The organism is Pseudoduganella sp. UC29_71, from assembly GCF_042693265.1.
GTDB lineage: Bacteria > Pseudomonadota > Gammaproteobacteria > Burkholderiales > Burkholderiaceae_D > Rugamonas.
Genome location: NZ_CP170549.1, coordinates 1,651,942 through 1,666,279, shown reverse-complemented (window position 1 = coordinate 1,666,279; position 14,338 = coordinate 1,651,942). Strand labels below are relative to the sequence as shown.

18 protein-coding genes and 1 pseudogene are annotated in these 14,338 nt (G+C 68.9%); 8 read left to right on the top strand and 11 right to left on the bottom strand.

All coding sequences use genetic code 11. The features are described from left to right. Positions 1 to 11: 11 nt before the first annotated feature. The 4 genes from ACFJI2_RS07360 (at position 12) to ACFJI2_RS07345 (ending at position 2,337) form a co-directional block, all read left to right on the top strand. Complete coding sequence (locus tag ACFJI2_RS07360) at positions 12 to 467, top strand: (2Fe-2S)-binding protein (protein WP_377704415.1); 456 nt, start codon at positions 12 to 14, stop codon at positions 465 to 467. A 123-nt stretch (positions 468 to 590) separates the two neighbouring features. Continuing rightward, positions 591 to 1,451 carry an alpha/beta fold hydrolase gene (locus ACFJI2_RS07355; protein WP_377704414.1) on the top strand — a complete coding sequence of 287 codons (861 nt, stop codon included), beginning with the start codon at positions 591 to 593 and terminating at the stop codon, positions 1,449 to 1,451. A gap of 59 nt (positions 1,452 to 1,510) precedes the next feature. After that, positions 1,511 to 1,849: a DUF6152 family protein gene (locus tag ACFJI2_RS07350; protein WP_377704413.1), complete on the top strand. Its 339-nt coding sequence runs from the start codon at positions 1,511 to 1,513 to the stop codon at positions 1,847 to 1,849. Next, positions 1,849 to 2,337 (top strand): hypothetical protein, encoded by a 489-nt coding sequence (locus ACFJI2_RS07345; protein WP_377704412.1) that lies wholly within the window; start codon positions 1,849 to 1,851, stop codon positions 2,335 to 2,337. The genes ACFJI2_RS07350 and ACFJI2_RS07345 overlap by 1 nt, the downstream gene beginning before the upstream one ends. 16 nt (positions 2,338 to 2,353) lie before the next feature. On the opposite strand, the gene ACFJI2_RS07340 is transcribed toward ACFJI2_RS07345, so the two are convergent. Together ACFJI2_RS07340 and ACFJI2_RS07335 are read right to left on the bottom strand one after the other, a co-directional pair. Then, on the bottom strand, positions 2,354 to 2,752 hold the full coding sequence (locus ACFJI2_RS07340) for a cupin domain-containing protein (protein ID WP_377704411.1): 399 nt from the start codon (positions 2,750 to 2,752) through the stop codon (positions 2,354 to 2,356). A 129-nt stretch (positions 2,753 to 2,881) separates the two neighbouring features. Then, positions 2,882 to 3,892: a GlxA family transcriptional regulator gene (locus ACFJI2_RS07335; protein WP_377704410.1), complete on the bottom strand. Its 1,011-nt coding sequence runs from the start codon at positions 3,890 to 3,892 to the stop codon at positions 2,882 to 2,884. Positions 3,893 to 3,961: 69 nt separating this feature from the next. On the opposite strand from ACFJI2_RS07335, the gene ACFJI2_RS07330 reads away from it, so the two are divergent. The 3 genes from ACFJI2_RS07330 to ACFJI2_RS07320 all read left to right on the top strand — a co-directional run bounded on the left by ACFJI2_RS07330 (position 3,962) and on the right by ACFJI2_RS07320 (position 6,321). Then, positions 3,962 to 4,936, top strand: a complete 975-nt coding sequence (locus tag ACFJI2_RS07330; protein WP_377704409.1) for a LysR substrate-binding domain-containing protein — start codon at positions 3,962 to 3,964, stop codon at positions 4,934 to 4,936. Positions 4,937 to 5,083: 147 nt separating this feature from the next. Continuing rightward, on the top strand, positions 5,084 to 5,827 hold the full coding sequence (locus ACFJI2_RS07325) for an SDR family oxidoreductase (protein ID WP_377704408.1): 744 nt from the start codon (positions 5,084 to 5,086) through the stop codon (positions 5,825 to 5,827). Beyond that, entirely contained in the window at positions 5,824 to 6,321 is a 498-nt protein-coding gene (locus ACFJI2_RS07320) for an Ohr family peroxiredoxin (RefSeq protein ID WP_377704407.1), read from the top strand. Before ACFJI2_RS07325 ends, ACFJI2_RS07320 begins: the two co-directional genes overlap by 4 nt. Here ACFJI2_RS07320 and ACFJI2_RS07315 read toward each other — a convergent pair. Beyond that, the gene (locus tag ACFJI2_RS07315; protein ID WP_377704406.1) at positions 6,267 to 6,989 is read right to left on the bottom strand and encodes a LuxR C-terminal-related transcriptional regulator; all 723 of its coding nucleotides are present in this window, start codon (positions 6,987 to 6,989) and stop codon (positions 6,267 to 6,269) included. The genes ACFJI2_RS07320 and ACFJI2_RS07315 overlap by 55 nt on opposite strands. A 31-nt stretch (positions 6,990 to 7,020) precedes the next feature. Then, positions 7,021 to 7,500: a carboxymuconolactone decarboxylase family protein gene (locus tag ACFJI2_RS07310; protein ID WP_132138565.1), complete on the bottom strand. Its 480-nt coding sequence runs from the start codon at positions 7,498 to 7,500 to the stop codon at positions 7,021 to 7,023. 248 nt (positions 7,501 to 7,748) lie between these two features. Here ACFJI2_RS07310 and ACFJI2_RS07305 point away from each other — a divergent pair, with 248 nt between their 5' ends. Further along, a complete protein-coding gene (locus ACFJI2_RS07305; protein ID WP_107871714.1) occupies positions 7,749 to 8,243 on the top strand; it encodes an Ohr family peroxiredoxin in 495 nt (164 codons plus the stop codon). Here the strand turns inward: ACFJI2_RS07305 and ACFJI2_RS07300 are convergent. From ACFJI2_RS07300 to ACFJI2_RS07270, 7 genes and pseudogenes are all read right to left on the bottom strand, one after another. Next, positions 8,240 to 8,830 (bottom strand): LuxR C-terminal-related transcriptional regulator, encoded by a 591-nt coding sequence (locus ACFJI2_RS07300; protein WP_377704405.1) that lies wholly within the window; start codon positions 8,828 to 8,830, stop codon positions 8,240 to 8,242. The genes ACFJI2_RS07305 and ACFJI2_RS07300 overlap by 4 nt on opposite strands. Then, positions 8,827 to 10,488: a methyl-accepting chemotaxis protein gene (locus ACFJI2_RS07295; protein WP_377704404.1), complete on the bottom strand. Its 1,662-nt coding sequence runs from the start codon at positions 10,486 to 10,488 to the stop codon at positions 8,827 to 8,829. The genes ACFJI2_RS07300 and ACFJI2_RS07295 overlap by 4 nt, the downstream gene beginning before the upstream one ends. A 30-nt stretch (positions 10,489 to 10,518) precedes the next feature. Next, positions 10,519 to 11,433, bottom strand: coding sequence for a putative bifunctional diguanylate cyclase/phosphodiesterase (locus ACFJI2_RS07290; protein WP_377704403.1), 915 nt, complete (start codon positions 11,431 to 11,433; stop codon positions 10,519 to 10,521). A gap of 46 nt (positions 11,434 to 11,479) precedes the next feature. Beyond that, positions 11,480 to 11,908, bottom strand: a pseudogene (locus ACFJI2_RS07285) (GGDEF domain-containing protein); the annotation flags it as partial. 189 nt (positions 11,909 to 12,097) lie between these two features. Next, positions 12,098 to 12,544, bottom strand: coding sequence for a response regulator transcription factor (locus tag ACFJI2_RS07280; RefSeq protein ID WP_377704402.1), 447 nt, complete (start codon positions 12,542 to 12,544; stop codon positions 12,098 to 12,100). Positions 12,545 to 12,640: 96 nt separating this feature from the next. After that, complete coding sequence (locus ACFJI2_RS07275) at positions 12,641 to 13,255, bottom strand: response regulator transcription factor (protein WP_377704401.1); 615 nt, start codon at positions 13,253 to 13,255, stop codon at positions 12,641 to 12,643. Next, positions 13,252 to 14,331, bottom strand: a complete 1,080-nt coding sequence (locus ACFJI2_RS07270; protein WP_377704400.1) for a sensor histidine kinase — start codon at positions 14,329 to 14,331, stop codon at positions 13,252 to 13,254. Before ACFJI2_RS07270 ends, ACFJI2_RS07275 begins: the two co-directional genes overlap by 4 nt. Positions 14,332 to 14,338: the final 7 nt, after the last annotated feature.

Sequence of the window (14,338 nt, the reverse complement as noted above, 5' to 3'; positions counted from 1 at the left end):
CAGGAGTACACATGATTTCCCTGAACATCAATGGCAAAGCCACCAGCATCCAGGCCGAGGCGGACACCCCGCTGCTGTGGGTGCTGCGCGACGAACTGCACCTGTCCGGCACCAAGTTCGGCTGCGGCATGGCGCTGTGCGGCGCCTGCACCGTGCACCTGGACGGCCAGCCGGCGCGCGCCTGCGTCACGCCCGCATCGGCTGCGGTGGGCAAGAAGATCACCACCATCGAAGCGGTAGGCGCCACGCCGGTGGGCAAGCGCGTGCAGCAGGCCTGGGCCGAGATCGACGTGCCGCAATGCGGCTACTGCCAGTCCGGCCAGATCATGGCGGCCACCGCGCTGCTGCGCGCCATCCCCAAGCCCACCGACAAGGATATCGACCAGGCCATGTCGGGCAACATCTGCCGCTGCGGCACTTATCCGCGCATCCGCGCCGCCATCCACAAGGCGGCGGGGCAGGCATGACGGCGCGCCTGCTGCCCAGGCTGTGCGGCGTGCTGGCCGCGCTGCGCTGGCGCGCTGGAACTATGGGCCGCCGCCGGCATGCCCTGCCCCGACTAAACCGCACCACCACACCAGAGGAAACCCATGAGCGCACCGATCCACGCCATCCAAGCCCCGAACCAGTACGTCGAGGTCAACAACCGCAAGCTGGCCTACCGCTCCATGGGCGCGGGCCGCGCCATCATCCTGTGCTGCCGCTTCCGGGGCAATATGGACTCCTGGGACCCGGAGTTCCTGGACACGCTGGCAGGCCAGGGTTTCCGCGTCATTACTTTCGATTACAGCGGCCTGGGCCTGTCGGGAGGCACGCCGACCTACAACCCGCTGCAGATGTCGTCCGACCCGCTGGACCTGGCCGCCGCGCTGGGCCTGGAGCAGGCGGTCATCGCCGGCTGGTCGCTGGGCGGCATCGTGGCGCAGGTGGTGCTGGCGCGCCAGCCGGCCTGGCTGACCCACGCCGTGCTGATCGCCACCACCCCGCCCGGCCCGCTGGCGAAGCCGGCGGAACAGCTGTTCTACGACCTGGCGCGCATGGAGGAAAACACGCTGGAGGACGAGACCGCGCTGTTCTTCGAGCCCGCGTCCCCGCGCAGCCGCGAGGCCGCCAGCCGTTCGGCCGCGCGCATCGCCGCGCGCCATGCCGAGCGCAGCGTGCCGGTGCCGGCCGCGTGGGCGGCGTCCAACATTGGCGACAAACCCAACCCGCAGCCCTTCCCCGCACCGCAGGTGCTGGAAGCGCTCAAGCGCACCAGCATTCCGCTGCTGCACATCGGCGGCGACCACGACATCATCTTCCCGGTGGAGAACTGGTACGCGCTGAACGGGCAACTGCCGACGCTGGAACTGCTCACCTACCCCAGCGCCGGCCACGGGCCGCAGCACCAGCACCCGAGGGCGGCCGCAGACTACATCGGCAGCTTCGTGCGCAACACGGGCGCCGCCTGACCGCAGCCGGCGTAGAATCGCCTCGTCACCAGACACCAATCTAGTTTCGGGAGCGCAACATGAGAAAGTGGATCTTGCTGGCCGCCTTCGCGGCGACCTCCGCCCTGGCCCACCACGGCTGGAGCGAATACGACGCGCAGCGGCCGTTGACGCTGAGCGGCACTATCGAGGAGGCGGGCTACGCCAACCCGCACGGTTTCATCCGGCTCAAGACCGGCACCCAAAGCTGGACCGTGGTGCTGGCGCCGCCGTCGCGCATGGAAAGCCGGGGCCTGGCCAGGGATGCGCTGGCGCCCGGCAAGCCAGCCACCGTGATGGGCTACCCGCACCGAAGCAAGGGCGACGAACTGCGCGCCGAACGCATCACCCTCGCCGGCGAGACGACGGAGCTGCGCTGATGCCCCTGGTGGCGGGCGCCGCCGACTGGCTGGCGACCACGCCGCTGTCGCAAGCCATGCGCGGCAGCCCGTGGCTGTATCCCGTGGTGGAAACGGTGCACATCGCCGGCTTTGCCGTGCTGGTGGGCGCCGTGGCCCTGTTCGACCTGCGCGTGCTGGGCTGCGCCAAGACGCTGCCGCTGCGCGCGCTGGGCCGGCACCTGCTGCGCTGGGCGCTGGCCAGCCTGCTGTTGGTCATCCCCGCCGGCGTGCTGCTGTTTGCCTCCCAGCCACGGGAGTTTCTCAGCAACCCGGTGTTCCTGCTCAAGCTGGCACTGCTGGCGACGGCCGGGCTGAACGCAGCGGCCTTCCACGCCGGGGCCTACCGCGGCGTGGCCGCCTGGGACGCCGGACACGCCGCCCCGCCGCTGGCGCGGGCACAGGCGGCGCTATCGCTGCTGCTTTGGCTGGCCATCATCACCTGCGGGCGCATGCTGGCCTACGTTTAAGGCGGTACTGGCGCGCTTACGGCACCGGAATCAGCGCCGGCTTGGCCTTGTCTTTCACCAGGAAGGCGACGAACTTGGCGGGCTTGGTCTTGCTGGCGTTGCGGCCGACCGTGTGCAGGTCGGCAGGGCCTTCGTAGAAGGTGTCGCCGGCCTTCAGGGTGACTTCCTTGCCGCCCTTGACGCCCATGATGATGGAGCCTTCCAGCACGTAGACGATGGCGTGCGCGTCGTGGCGGTGCACGGGGTCTTCGCCGCCCGGAGCATATTCCACCGAAATCATCAGCATTTCCTTGCCGGGCGATTCGGGGATGTCCTTGTTCATCAGGGGCTTGACGGTGACGCCGCCGGGTGCCGCCTGGGCCAGGGTCATGGACAGGCCCAAGGCGAGGCCGAGGCCGATTTTCTTGATGTTCATCTTGTTTCTCCAGTGAGGTGTATGGATGGGCTACAGAATGATTCTAGGAGCGCGCCGCCGCCTCCGCTAGGCCTGTAGCGGCCTCCTCACTGGTGAGCGATACGCACCAATCCGCGCACGCGGCGCGCCTCAGGCGGCGCGGGCACGCTCGCGGTAGGCGCTGGGCGATTCGGACAGGTTGCGCTGGAAGCACTGGCGCATGCGCGCCTCGTCGCCAAAGCCGCATTCGCGCGCGATCTGGTCGATATTGCGGCCGGACTCCTCCAGCATGCGCCGCGCCGCCTCCAGGCGGAACATCTCCACCGCCTTGGCCGGCGTGCGGCCGGTGGTGTCCTTGTAGACGCGCGAGAAATTGCGGGGACTCATCAGCACGCGGCGCGCCAGCGCTTCCACCGTCAGATTTTCCTCGCCCAGGTTATTCGTGATCCACAGGTGCAGCTCCTCGAACTTGTCGCCGTCGCGCAGCTGCGACTGGAGCAAGGCGCTGAACTGCGCGTGCCCGCCCGGGCGCTTGACGAACACCACCAGTTCGCGCGCCACGGCCAGCGCCAGGTCGCGTCCGCAGTCGGCTTCCACCAGCGCCAGCGCCAGGTCGATGCCGGCGGTGACGCCGGCCGACGTCCACACCCTGTCCTGGTGCGTGAAGATGGCGTCGCGGTCGATCTCCACCTTGGGATGCAGTTCCTTGAGGCGGTCGCACAGGCGCCAGTGGGTGGCGGCGCGCTTGCCGTCGAGCAAGCCTGCCTGCGCCAGGACAAAAGCGCCGCTGCACACGGAGGTGGTGCGGCGCGTGCCGGGCGCCGCCGCGCGCAGCCAGTCCACCAGCGGCTGCGCGTGCTGCACCACTTGCTCGATATTGGGCGCGCCCGGCACGATGATGGTGTCCACGCCGGCCAGGTCGAAATCGGCCAGCGCTTCGGTGTGCATGGGCACGCCTTCCAGCGTCTGCACCGGCCCGCCCTCCACGCTTACCGTGTGGCGCGCATAGCCGGCCTGCCCGCGCTGACGCATATGCCGGTCCGCGCACCAGAACACGGTTTGCGGACCGGCCATGTCGAGCATGCACATGCCGGGAAAAGCTACAAACAGTACCAAGGGCCGGCGTGGCGCGCTTGGCAGGAAATCGCCGTTGTTTGGCATTTACTCACTACTCCTGCAGGGTTAGTCTACTTCCTGTCAACATTGTCTCAGAATAATCCGCTGCATCTCATGAATTCATTCACCACAGCAGAATCCGATCCGCTGGCGTCCAGCTTCGCCACCACCTACGCGGGCGTGGTGGCGTTCATCGCTGTCGCCACCGAGGGCAGCTTCGCCCGCGCGGCGGACCGCCTGGGCATTGGCCGTTCCGCCGTGAGCCGCAGCATCCTCAAGCTGGAAACCCAGCTCGATACCCGCCTGTTCCTGCGCACCACGCGCAGCACCACGCTCACCAGCGAGGGTGAACTATTCTACGAGTATTGCAGCCCCGGCGTGGAACGCATCGTGCAGGCAGTGGAGGAAATGCGCGACCTGCGCTCGGGCGCGCCGCGCGGCCAGCTGCGCCTGTGCGCCACGCCCGGCTTCGGGCGCAAGGTGGTGGCGCCGCTGCTGGGCGGCTTCCGCGCGCTCTACCCCGACATCACGGTGGATCTGGTTTTGGACAGCAATCCCGCCGACTTCATCGCCAGGCGCGTGGACGTGGCTTTCCGCAACGGCCGCATGGACGACAGCCAGGTGGTGGCCAAGCAGCTGATTCCCATGCAGCTGCTGGTGTGCGCCTCGCCGGCCTACGCGCAGGCGCACGGCCTGCCGGCCAGTGTGGACGAAATCGCCCTGCACCGATGCATCACATACCGGCTCGCGTCCGGCCGCGTGCAGGAGTGGGAACTGAGGGTGGGCGGCGTGGCGCGCACTTTGCAGCCCAGGGCCGCCTCCACCTTCAACGACAGCGACCTTGTCCTGCAGGCGGTGCTGAACGGCGAAGGCCTGGCGCAGCTGGCCGGCTACCAGGTGTGCGAGCTGCTGCGCAGCGGGCAGCTGGTGGCGGTGCTGCCGCAGTACGCGCCGGACGACCGGGGGCACTATCTGTGCTACCTGAACCGGCGCCACCTGCCCACCCGCACGCGCGTGTTCATCGACTACATCACGCTGCAGATCCGCGCGCTGGACCTGTACTGCGTCGGCAACCTCTCCCAGTCCTGAAGCACGCCATTGGTGCCTGCCGCTCACCAGTGTGTGGCCGCCCGCGCACCTACCGGCGCGTCCGCGGGCACCCTACACTGAACCTTGCACGCGATGTCCGCGACCGGGTCCCTCAGCCGCCCTGAGCGCAAAAACAGGAGCTTTATTATGAAAATCGTCGTTATTGGCGGCACCGGCCTGATCGGCAGCAAAACCATCAAGATCCTGCAAGAGCGCGGCCACGACGCCATTGCCGCCTCGCCCAACTCCGGCGTCAACACCGTTACCGGCGAAGGCCTGGCCGCCGTGCTGGCCGGCGCCGACGTGGTGATCGACGTGGCCAACTCGCCCTCCTTCGCGGACGACGACGTGCTGGCCTTCTTCACCGCCTCCGGCCGCAACCTGCTCAAAGCCGAAGCCGAAGCGGGCGTGAAGCACCATGTCGCCCTGTCGGTGGTGGGCACCCAGCTGCTGGCCGAAAGCGGCTACTTCCGCGGCAAGATCGCCCAGGAAAATCTGATCAGGGAAGGCAAGGTGCCGTACACCATCGTGCATTCGACCCAGTTCTTCGAATTCCTCGGCGGCATAGCGCAGTCCGGGGCGGACGGCAATGCGGTGCGCCTGTCGCCCGCGCTGGTGCAGCCGATTTCGTCGGACGACGTGGCGCTGGCCATGGCCGATTACGCCACCGGCGCGCCGCTCAACGGCACGGTGGAAATCGCCGGCCCGGAAGCCTTCCCCTTGTCCGAGCTGGTGCAGCAATACCTGGTCTCCATCGGCGATCCGCGCAAGGTGCAGGCCGATGCCGGCGCGCGCTACTTCGGCGCGCTGCTGGACGAACGCACCCTGGTCCCGGCCGGCAAGGCGCGCCTGGGCAGGTCCACCATCCAGAACTGGCTGCGGAACAAATGAAGAAGCCGCTCGCTGCCCCGCCGCTGTCGCTGCTCGACAAATACGTAGGGCAGGATATCCAGCCCTTGTACACGACGACGGTGCGGGTGACGGGGGGCGAGGCCGAACATGGGCGCGCCTCCGGCGTGGCCCGTTCGGACGACGGCAATCTCGACCTGGCCTTGCGCCTGCCGCCCGAACTGGGCGGACCGGGCGGCGGCACCAATCCCGAACAGCTGTTCGCGGCCGGCTTTGCGGCGTGCTTTCATGGGGTGATCAGCTTGCTGTCCGCGAAGGCGGGCCTGAGTGCCGGGGGCGGCTCGGTGGAGGTATCGGTTTCCTTCGCACGCGACCCGATGGACGGCATGTATCTGCTCACGTCCGCCCTCAAGGTACGCCTGCCCGGCATGCAGCAGGCCACAGCCGAAGAGCTGGTGCGCAACGCGGAGCGGGTCTGCCCTTACGCCAAGATGGCGCGCGAAGGCTTGCTCAGCGTGGTCACGCTGGTCGATTGAAACAACGCGCGCGGCGCCGGCTGCGGCTGCGGCTGCAGGCCGGCCAGCAGGCCCTGTTCCATGGCGCTCAGCACCACTTGCGTGCGGGTCGAGACGTCGAACTTGTGCATCAGCTGCTTCATATGCGTCTTGACCGTGCCCACGCCGATGCCCAGCTCGCGCGCGATCAGCTTGTCCGGCAAGCCGTGTGACAGCACGGACAGCACGTCGGCTTCGCGCCGCGTCAGCGGCGGCCGGCCCAGCGCGTTGGCCACGCTGCGGCCGGCCGCGGCGCCCAGGTAGCGGCAGCCAGAGGCCAGCAGGCGCACGCATTCCACCAGTTCGCCCGCGTCGGCCTCCTGCAGCAGGTAGCCGTGCACGCCGCTGTCCACCGCATGCCGGATCTCGCCCGCCTTGCCGTTCTGCGTTACCACCAACAGCCGCACGGCGCGCTCGTGCTGGGCGCAGCCGCCCTCGCGCGCGGCGCGCAGGGCGGCGGCGTAATCGGCGATCACCACGCAAGGCTCGTCGGCGCAGGGCCAGCCGCCCGGCGCGCTGACGTCCATGCCGGGCTGGCCGGCCAGCATGGCGCCCAGCCCGGCGCAGACGATGGGACAGCTGTGCATCAGGTAGACCCGGATGCGCTTGGCCAGGGGGCGGCCGGAGAACGTCGGTAAAGGGGCATTCATGAGGGGCTCCTTGCGGCTGGCGGCAGGACGTTTACTCGAGGTTGGCTTTGTCCAGGCCGAAGGCCTTGTCGAAGGAACCCGGCACGCACTTGAAGGCCACGTTGACGCGGTTCCAGGCGTTGATTGCCATGATTTCGAAGGTCAGGTCGGACAGCTCCTTCTCGGACAGCTGGGTGCGCACGCGGTCGTAGATTTCGTCCGGCACGCCGTTCTCGGGCAGGCGGGTCAGCACCTCGGTCCAGGCCAGTGCGGCGCGCTCGCGCGGCGCGAACAGCGTCGATTCGCGCCAGGCGGCCAGGTGGTGCAGGCGCAGCGCGCGCTCGCCGTGGATGGTGGCCTGCTTGATGTGCATGTCCACGCAAAAGCCGCAACCGTTCATCTGCGAAGCGCGGATGGATACCAGGTCGAGGATGGATTCTTCGATCGCGCCATGCTTGATGACGGTGTTGAGCTCAACGAGCTTCTTGAACAGCTCGGGGGATTGTTCCTGGTAGTTGATACGCTGCGTCATGGTGTTCTCCTGGTTGGTGAGTCTGATGTCCGCTGGCGAAAGCTCGCGGTACAGGGCCATTCTAGGAGGCCGCCAGCGGTGCCGGTAGGCACACGCAGGGCTGCACGCTGGTGAGCGCCAGGCACCAATCGCCGCGCGCGGCGCGCCAGTGGTGCGTGCCGGTCAACAGCATGCGCTCCGGCGCGGATCTAGCGGCGGCGGCGGCGCGCGCATACACTGGACCTCCTAGCCAAAGGAGACAACAACCAATGAAACCGCTTGCCCCGCCGCCCTTATCGCTGCTCGACAAATACGTCGGGCAGGACATCCAGCCGCTCTACGTCGCCACCGTGACGGTGACCGGCGGCGAAGCGCGGCACGGGCGGGCGTCAGGCGTGGCGCGCTCGGACGACGGCAACCTGGACCTGCGGCTGCGCATGCCGCCGGAACTGGGCGGCCCGGGCGGCGGCACCAATCCGGAGCAGCTGTTCGCGGCCGGTTTCGCGGCCTGCTTCCACGGCGTGCTTTGCCTGCTGGCTGCCAAGGCCGGAATGAGCGCGGACGGCTGCTCGGTCGCCGTGGCGGTGTCCTTCGCGCGCGATCCGGTGGACGGCATGTATCTGCTCACGGCCGAGGTGAAGATCCGCCTGCCCGGCATGCGGCACGCCACGGCCGAGGAGCTGGTGCGCAACGCCGAACGCGTCTGCCCTTACGCCAAGATCGCGCGCGAGGGCATGCTGAACGTGATCACGCTGGTGGACTAAGCGGCCAGCAGGCCGCGCTCGAAGGCCGCCAGCACCACCTGGGTGCGGCAGGCCGCGTCCAGCTTGTGCATCAGCTGCTTCATATGGGTCTTGACCGTGCCCAGGCCGATGCCCAGCTCGCGCGCGATGGTCTTGTCCGGGCAGCCGCGCGCCAGCACGTGCAGCACCTCCTCCTCGCGCGGTGTGAGCTGCTGGCGGCCCAGCGAATTGAGCACGCCCTGCTTCGCCGCTGCGCACAGGTAGCGGTTGCCCTGCGCCGCCGCGCGCACGCCGGCCAGCACGTCGTCGGCCGCGCACTCCTGCACCAGGTAGCCCAGCACGCCCGCTTCCATGGCGCGCAGCACCTGGCATTCCTTGCGCAGCGACGTGAACACCATCAGGCGCGTACGGCGCTCGCGCAGGCGCGCCGCCTGCATCACGGACGCGTAATCGGCAATCACCACGCAGTCCTCATCGGCGGCGGGCCACTGCGCGGACGCGCTCACCTGCAGGCCGGGCTGGCCGGACAGGATGGCGCGCAGGCCGGCGCGCACGATAGTGCAGTCGTGCAGCAGATAGATGCCGGTGCTGCTGGCCGCGCCGCTCATACCCCCCCCGCCACGTAGGCCGGGCGGACCGGGGCCTGCGCCCGCCGCGCGGGGCTGCGGGCCGGGGCCGGGCTGCTGTCCATCTCGATCACGCCTTCCTCCTGCTCCGCGTCGCGCAGGCGGAACACGTCCACGCTGCGGGTGAGGCGCTGCGCCTGCTCGCCGAGCGACACGACGGCAGCCAGCGACTCCTCCACCAGCGATGCGTTCTGCTGCGTGGCGCCGTCCAGTTCGGACAGCGTTTGATTCACCTGCTGCAAGCCGATGCTCTGCTCGCGGTTGCCGGCGCTGATATCGGCCACCAACCCTGCCACGCGGCGCACGCCGCCCGTCACGCCGGCTATCGTGGCGCCGGCCCCGCGCACCGCGCGGCTGCCTTCGCCCACCTGCTCGATAGATGCCGCGATCAAGTCCTTGATCTCGCGCGCCGACTGCGCGCTGCGCTGCGCCAGGCTGCGCACCTCGCCCGCCACCACGGCAAAGCCGCGCCCCTGCTCGCCGGCCCGCGCCGCCTCCACCGCCGCGTTCAGTGCCAGCAGATTGGTCTGGAAGGCGATGCCGTCCATCAGGCCCACGATGTCGCCGATGCGGCGCGACGAGGCGTCGATGCCGTCCATGGTGGCCAGCATGGCGCCCACCGCCTGCTCGGCGTGCTGCGCGTCGGCGGCGGTGCGTTCCATCAGGCTGTGCGCCTGCGCCGCCTTGTCGGCGTTGTGGCCGACGGTGACGGTGAGCTGCTCCACCGTGGCGGCGGTTTCCTCCAGCGAGGCGGCCTGGCGCTCGGTGCGGATGGCCAGGTCTTCATTGCCGGCGCTGATCTGCGACGAGGCGGCTGCGACGGTGTCCGCGCCGCCGCGCACCTGGCCCACCATCTGCTGCAGGCGCATATTCATGCCGTTCAGCGCGCGCAGCAGCTCGCCGGTTTCATCGCGCCAGCCGGTCACGGCCACCGAACGCAGGTCGCCGGCCGCCACGCGGCGGGCGATCTCCACCGCCTGGTGCAGCGGACGGGAAATCAGGCGCGCCACCCAGCCCGCCAGCAGCATGCCGAGGATGACGGTGGCGGCGATCAGGCCGCTGATCATGGTGCGCGACCGGGCGTAGGCGCTGGCGGCCGACGCGGCCGCCGCGTCGCTGCCCGCCTCGCCCGCGGCCACCAGCCGCGCCACCAGGTCGGACGCTTCGAAGTTGTACTTGCGCGACTCGCCGCGCACCAGCGCCAGGGCGCCGCCGTGGTTGCCGGCCCGGCCCTGCGCCACCACCTGGCGCACCGCGCTGCGGTAGGAATCCAGCGCGGAGCGGAACTTCAGGAAGTCGGCCTGCTCGGTGCCAGATTTGGGCGCCTGCCCATAGGCTTCGACGGCCGCCAGCAGGCGCGCCATCTCCTCGTTCATTTGCGTTTCGTAGTAGTCGAATTCCACCGCCTGGGTGGACAGCGCGTGCTGCAGCTCGTAGGTGCGGAAGCGCAGCAGGTCTGATTTGATGAGCAGCACGTTACGCACCGCCGGCGCCCAGCGCTGGGTGATGTCGCTGTTTACGCTGTTCAGGTGGCGCAGCTGCAGGAAGCAGAACACGCCCAGCGCGACGGTGAGCGCCAGCACGGCGGCAATGGCGGCGATCAGTTTCTGTGCAATCTTCAGATGATAGAACCAGTTCATGTCAGTCTCCGGTTTGTGATGTATGCGGGTTCAGGCGGCGCGCAGCTGCATGCTGCCTTGCAGGAAATTCAGTGCGGCCCTGGCGGGCAAGGGCTTGCTGTAGTGGTAGCCCTGGATCTCGTCGCACTGCCAGCCTTGCAGCAGCGCGCGCTGGGCTTCGGTCTCCACGCCTTCGGCGATCACCGTCATGCCCAGGCTGTGGCCCAGGCCGATGGTGGCCTGCACGATGGCGCTCTGCTGCTTGACCGTGCCCATGTTGCGCACGAAGGACTGGTCTATCTTCAGCTTGTCGATGGGGAAGCGGCTCAGGTAGGCCAGGCTGGAGTAGCCGGTGCCGAAATCGTCGATGGACAGGCGCAGGCCCAGTGCGCGCAGCCGCTGCAGCAGCACGATGGCGCTCTCGGCGTCCTCCATCATCACGCCTTCGGTGATCTCCAGTTCGATACAGGACGGGTCGATGTGGGTGCTGGCCAACAATGCTTCGATATGGGGCAGGAAGCCCGGCGCGGCGAACTGGCGCGGCGAGATGTTTACCGCCACCACCAGCTTGCGGCCGCTGTCGGCCTGCCACACGCTGAGCTGGCGGCACACTTCCTCCAGCACCCATTCGCCGATGGAGACGATCAGCCCGGACTCCTCCGCCATGGGGATGAAGTGGCCGGGAGAGACCAGTTCGCCGCCGCGGCGCCAGCGTATCAGCGCCTCGAAGCCGATCAAGCCGCCGTGCGACAGCGATTGCTGCGGCTGGTAATGCAGTTCCAGCTCCTTGCGCTGCACCGCGTGGCGCAGCTGCGCTTCCTGGTCCAGCCGCAGCCCGGCCTGCGCGTTCAGGCTCTCCGAATAGCGCACCAGCGTGTCGCCGCCGGCCTGGCGCGCCGCCTGCAGCGCGGCGTCCGCATTGCGCAGCAGGACGTCCGGCTCGGCGCCGTCCTGCGGGTAGCACACCGCCCCCCAGGCTCAGCGTGGTGAACACCTCGTGGCTTTCGCACTCGTACGGCTGGCCCACCTTGTCGCGCAGCGCCGAGATGGCGGCGTCGAACTCGGGGCTGTCGCGCCGGCCCTGGTACAGGATGGCGAAGTTGGCGCCGTCCAGCCGGTACACCTCTCCGCCGTGCGCTTCGGCGGCATGCCGGATGCGACGCGCCAGGCCGATGATCATGCGGTCGCCGAAGCTGTGGCCGTAGCCGCCGACGATGCGCGAGAAGCGGTCGATGGTGCCCAGCACCACCACGTGCGGCCGCGTGGGCAGGCTGCGCAGGCGCGCCTCGAAGGAACGACGGTGCGCCAGGCCGGTGAGCGGATCGTGGCCGGCCTGGTGCACCAGCTGCTGCTCGACGCGGAAGCGTGCCCGCACGTGGTACAGCAGGAAGGCGCCGGTGAGCAGCGCGACGACGTCGAACAGGTGCACCAGGCGCGTCATGCCGGCCCCGGAGGACCGTTCGATCAGCACCGACAGCGAAACGCTGGCGGCGATCAGGCATATCAGCAGCGCGTACGCGGCCCAGCGCGCATGGCTGGCGCTCCAGCGCAGCTTGGGCGGGGACGGAATCTGCACCTTGGTGGCGGCGGGGGACGGCAGGCTGCGGGCGGCGATGCTCATTATGGCTCCCTAGATGGCGGAAGGATCGACAGGATCGACAGGATCGGAAGTTGCGGAAATTGCGGAACCCTCGCAAGCGCGGACGACGGCGTTGATCAGCTCCTCGCCCTGGAACGGCTTGCTCAGGAAAGCGGCTGCCCCGCCCTGCTGCGCGCGCTGGCGCACTGCAGGCTCGGGGAAGGCGGTGAGCATAATCAGCGGCACTGCGCAGCCATTGCGGCGCAGGTGCTCCAGCAGCTGCAAGCCGCTCATGCCGGGCATTTGCAGGTCGCTGATGATGCAATGGACGGTGTGCTGCGCGCCTGCGGCAAGCAGGCTTTCGGCGCAGTCGAAATCGGTGGTGGCGTAGCCGTAGGAGCGCAGCAGGCTGCTCACGGCGCTGCGCACGTCGTCATGGTCGTCGACGATGGCGAAGCGAAACTGCACAGGACTGGTGGAACTGGTGGAACTGATCACGGCGTACTCCCTGAAACATCATGGGAGTACGATACAGGGCGCGCCCTGGTAGCGGAATCATACAAGGGTATAGGGTGGCTATACCCGGAGCTCGGTTCAGCGCGGGCGCGCCGTGTCGATGCCGAGCGCCTCGGCCATGCGCACCAGGTCGGCGAAAGTGCCCGCCTGCATCTTGCGCATGGCGTTGCCGCGATGGATTTTGACCGTCACTTCGCTCGTGCCCAGCTGGCCGGCGATCTGCTTGTTCATCAAGCCGCTGGCGGCCAGGCCCATGATTTCCCGTTCGCGCGGCGTGAGCGACCGGTAGCAGGCTTGCAGGGCGTGCTGCGCCTGCCCCGCTTCGCGCCGCGCGCGGTCCACCTCCAGGGCCGCGTTGACGGCGTCGATCAGGTCCTGGTCGCGGAAGGGCTTGGCCAGGAAGTCCAGCGCGCCGGCCTTCATGGCGCGCACCGACATCGGAATGTCGCCATGGCCGGACATGAAGACGATGGGCAGCGCCACGCCGTCCCGATTGAGTTCGGCCTGGAACTCCAGGCCGCTGATGCCCTGCAGGCGCACGTCCAGCAGCAGGCAGCTGGGCGCTTCCTCGCGCGGGTGGGCCAGGAATTGCGGCACCGAGCCGAAATCGATCACGCGCAGGCCCACCGAGCGCAGCAGGCTGGAAATGGCGGCGCGCAGCGGCGCGTCGTCGTCGACGATATAGACGTTCATGCCGGGTCGGCCTCCATGGCGGGCAGCGAGAAGTGCAGCACGGCGCCCTGCGGCGCGGGACCGGCCCAGATGCGGCCGCCGTGCGTTTCAATGATGGAGCGGCAAATCGGCAAGCCCATGCCCATGCCGTCCTCCTTGGTGCTGAAGAAGGCGTCGAACAGCTTGGGCAGGTGCTCGGGCGGAATGCCGGGGCCGGTGTCGGACACGCTGCACAACACGCCGCCCTGCTCGCACAGGCCGGTGCACAGCAGCACTGCCTGGCCGGGCGCATTCTGCGCGCCGGCCTGCATGGCCTGCATGGCGTTCATCAGCAGGTTGATGAGCACCTGCTGCAGCTGCACGCGGTCGCCGCGCACCGGCGGCAGGCCGGGTGCCAGCTCCAGTTTCAACGACACCTGGTGGCTGGCCAGCTCGCGCCGCACCAGGCCGGCCGCTTCCTGCGCCACGTCGTTCAGCGCCAGCGGCAAATGGCGCGGATCACTGCGGCGCGCCAGCGCGCGGATGCGGCGTATCACTTCGCTGGCGCGGCCGGCCGCCTCCAGCAGGCTGGCGATGGCGCTGCGCGCCTCGCCCAGGTCCGGCTGCGGACGGTTCAGCCAGCGCAGGCTGGCCTCGCCGTTGGTGGCGATGGCCGCCAGCGGCTGGTTCACTTCATGGGCGATGGAGGCGGCCAGCTCGCCCAGCATGGTCACGCGGGTGACGTGGGCCAGCTGCGCCTGCGAGCGGTGCAGCGCTTCCTCGCGCGCGATCAGGGCGTTGGTGGCTGCCTGCCAGCGCAGCGCCAGGAAGGCCGTGATGCCGATGGCGGCCAGGCTGACCACCATACGGCCGGCCGCCGGTCCGGAAAAGAACGCCGCATGCGACAGCGCGTACGCCAGCAGCGTGAGCCCCAGGCACACGGCGCTGGTGAGCATCACGCCGCGGCGGCGCCAGACGCTGGCCGACAGCAGCACCACCACCACGTACATGACGGCGATCGCCACGTCCAGCGGCGTGAATGCATCGACTGCGAAGATGGTCAGCGTCAGGCCGACCAGCAATAACGACAGCAAGGGGCTGCCCTGAACCCTGACCATGCCCGGC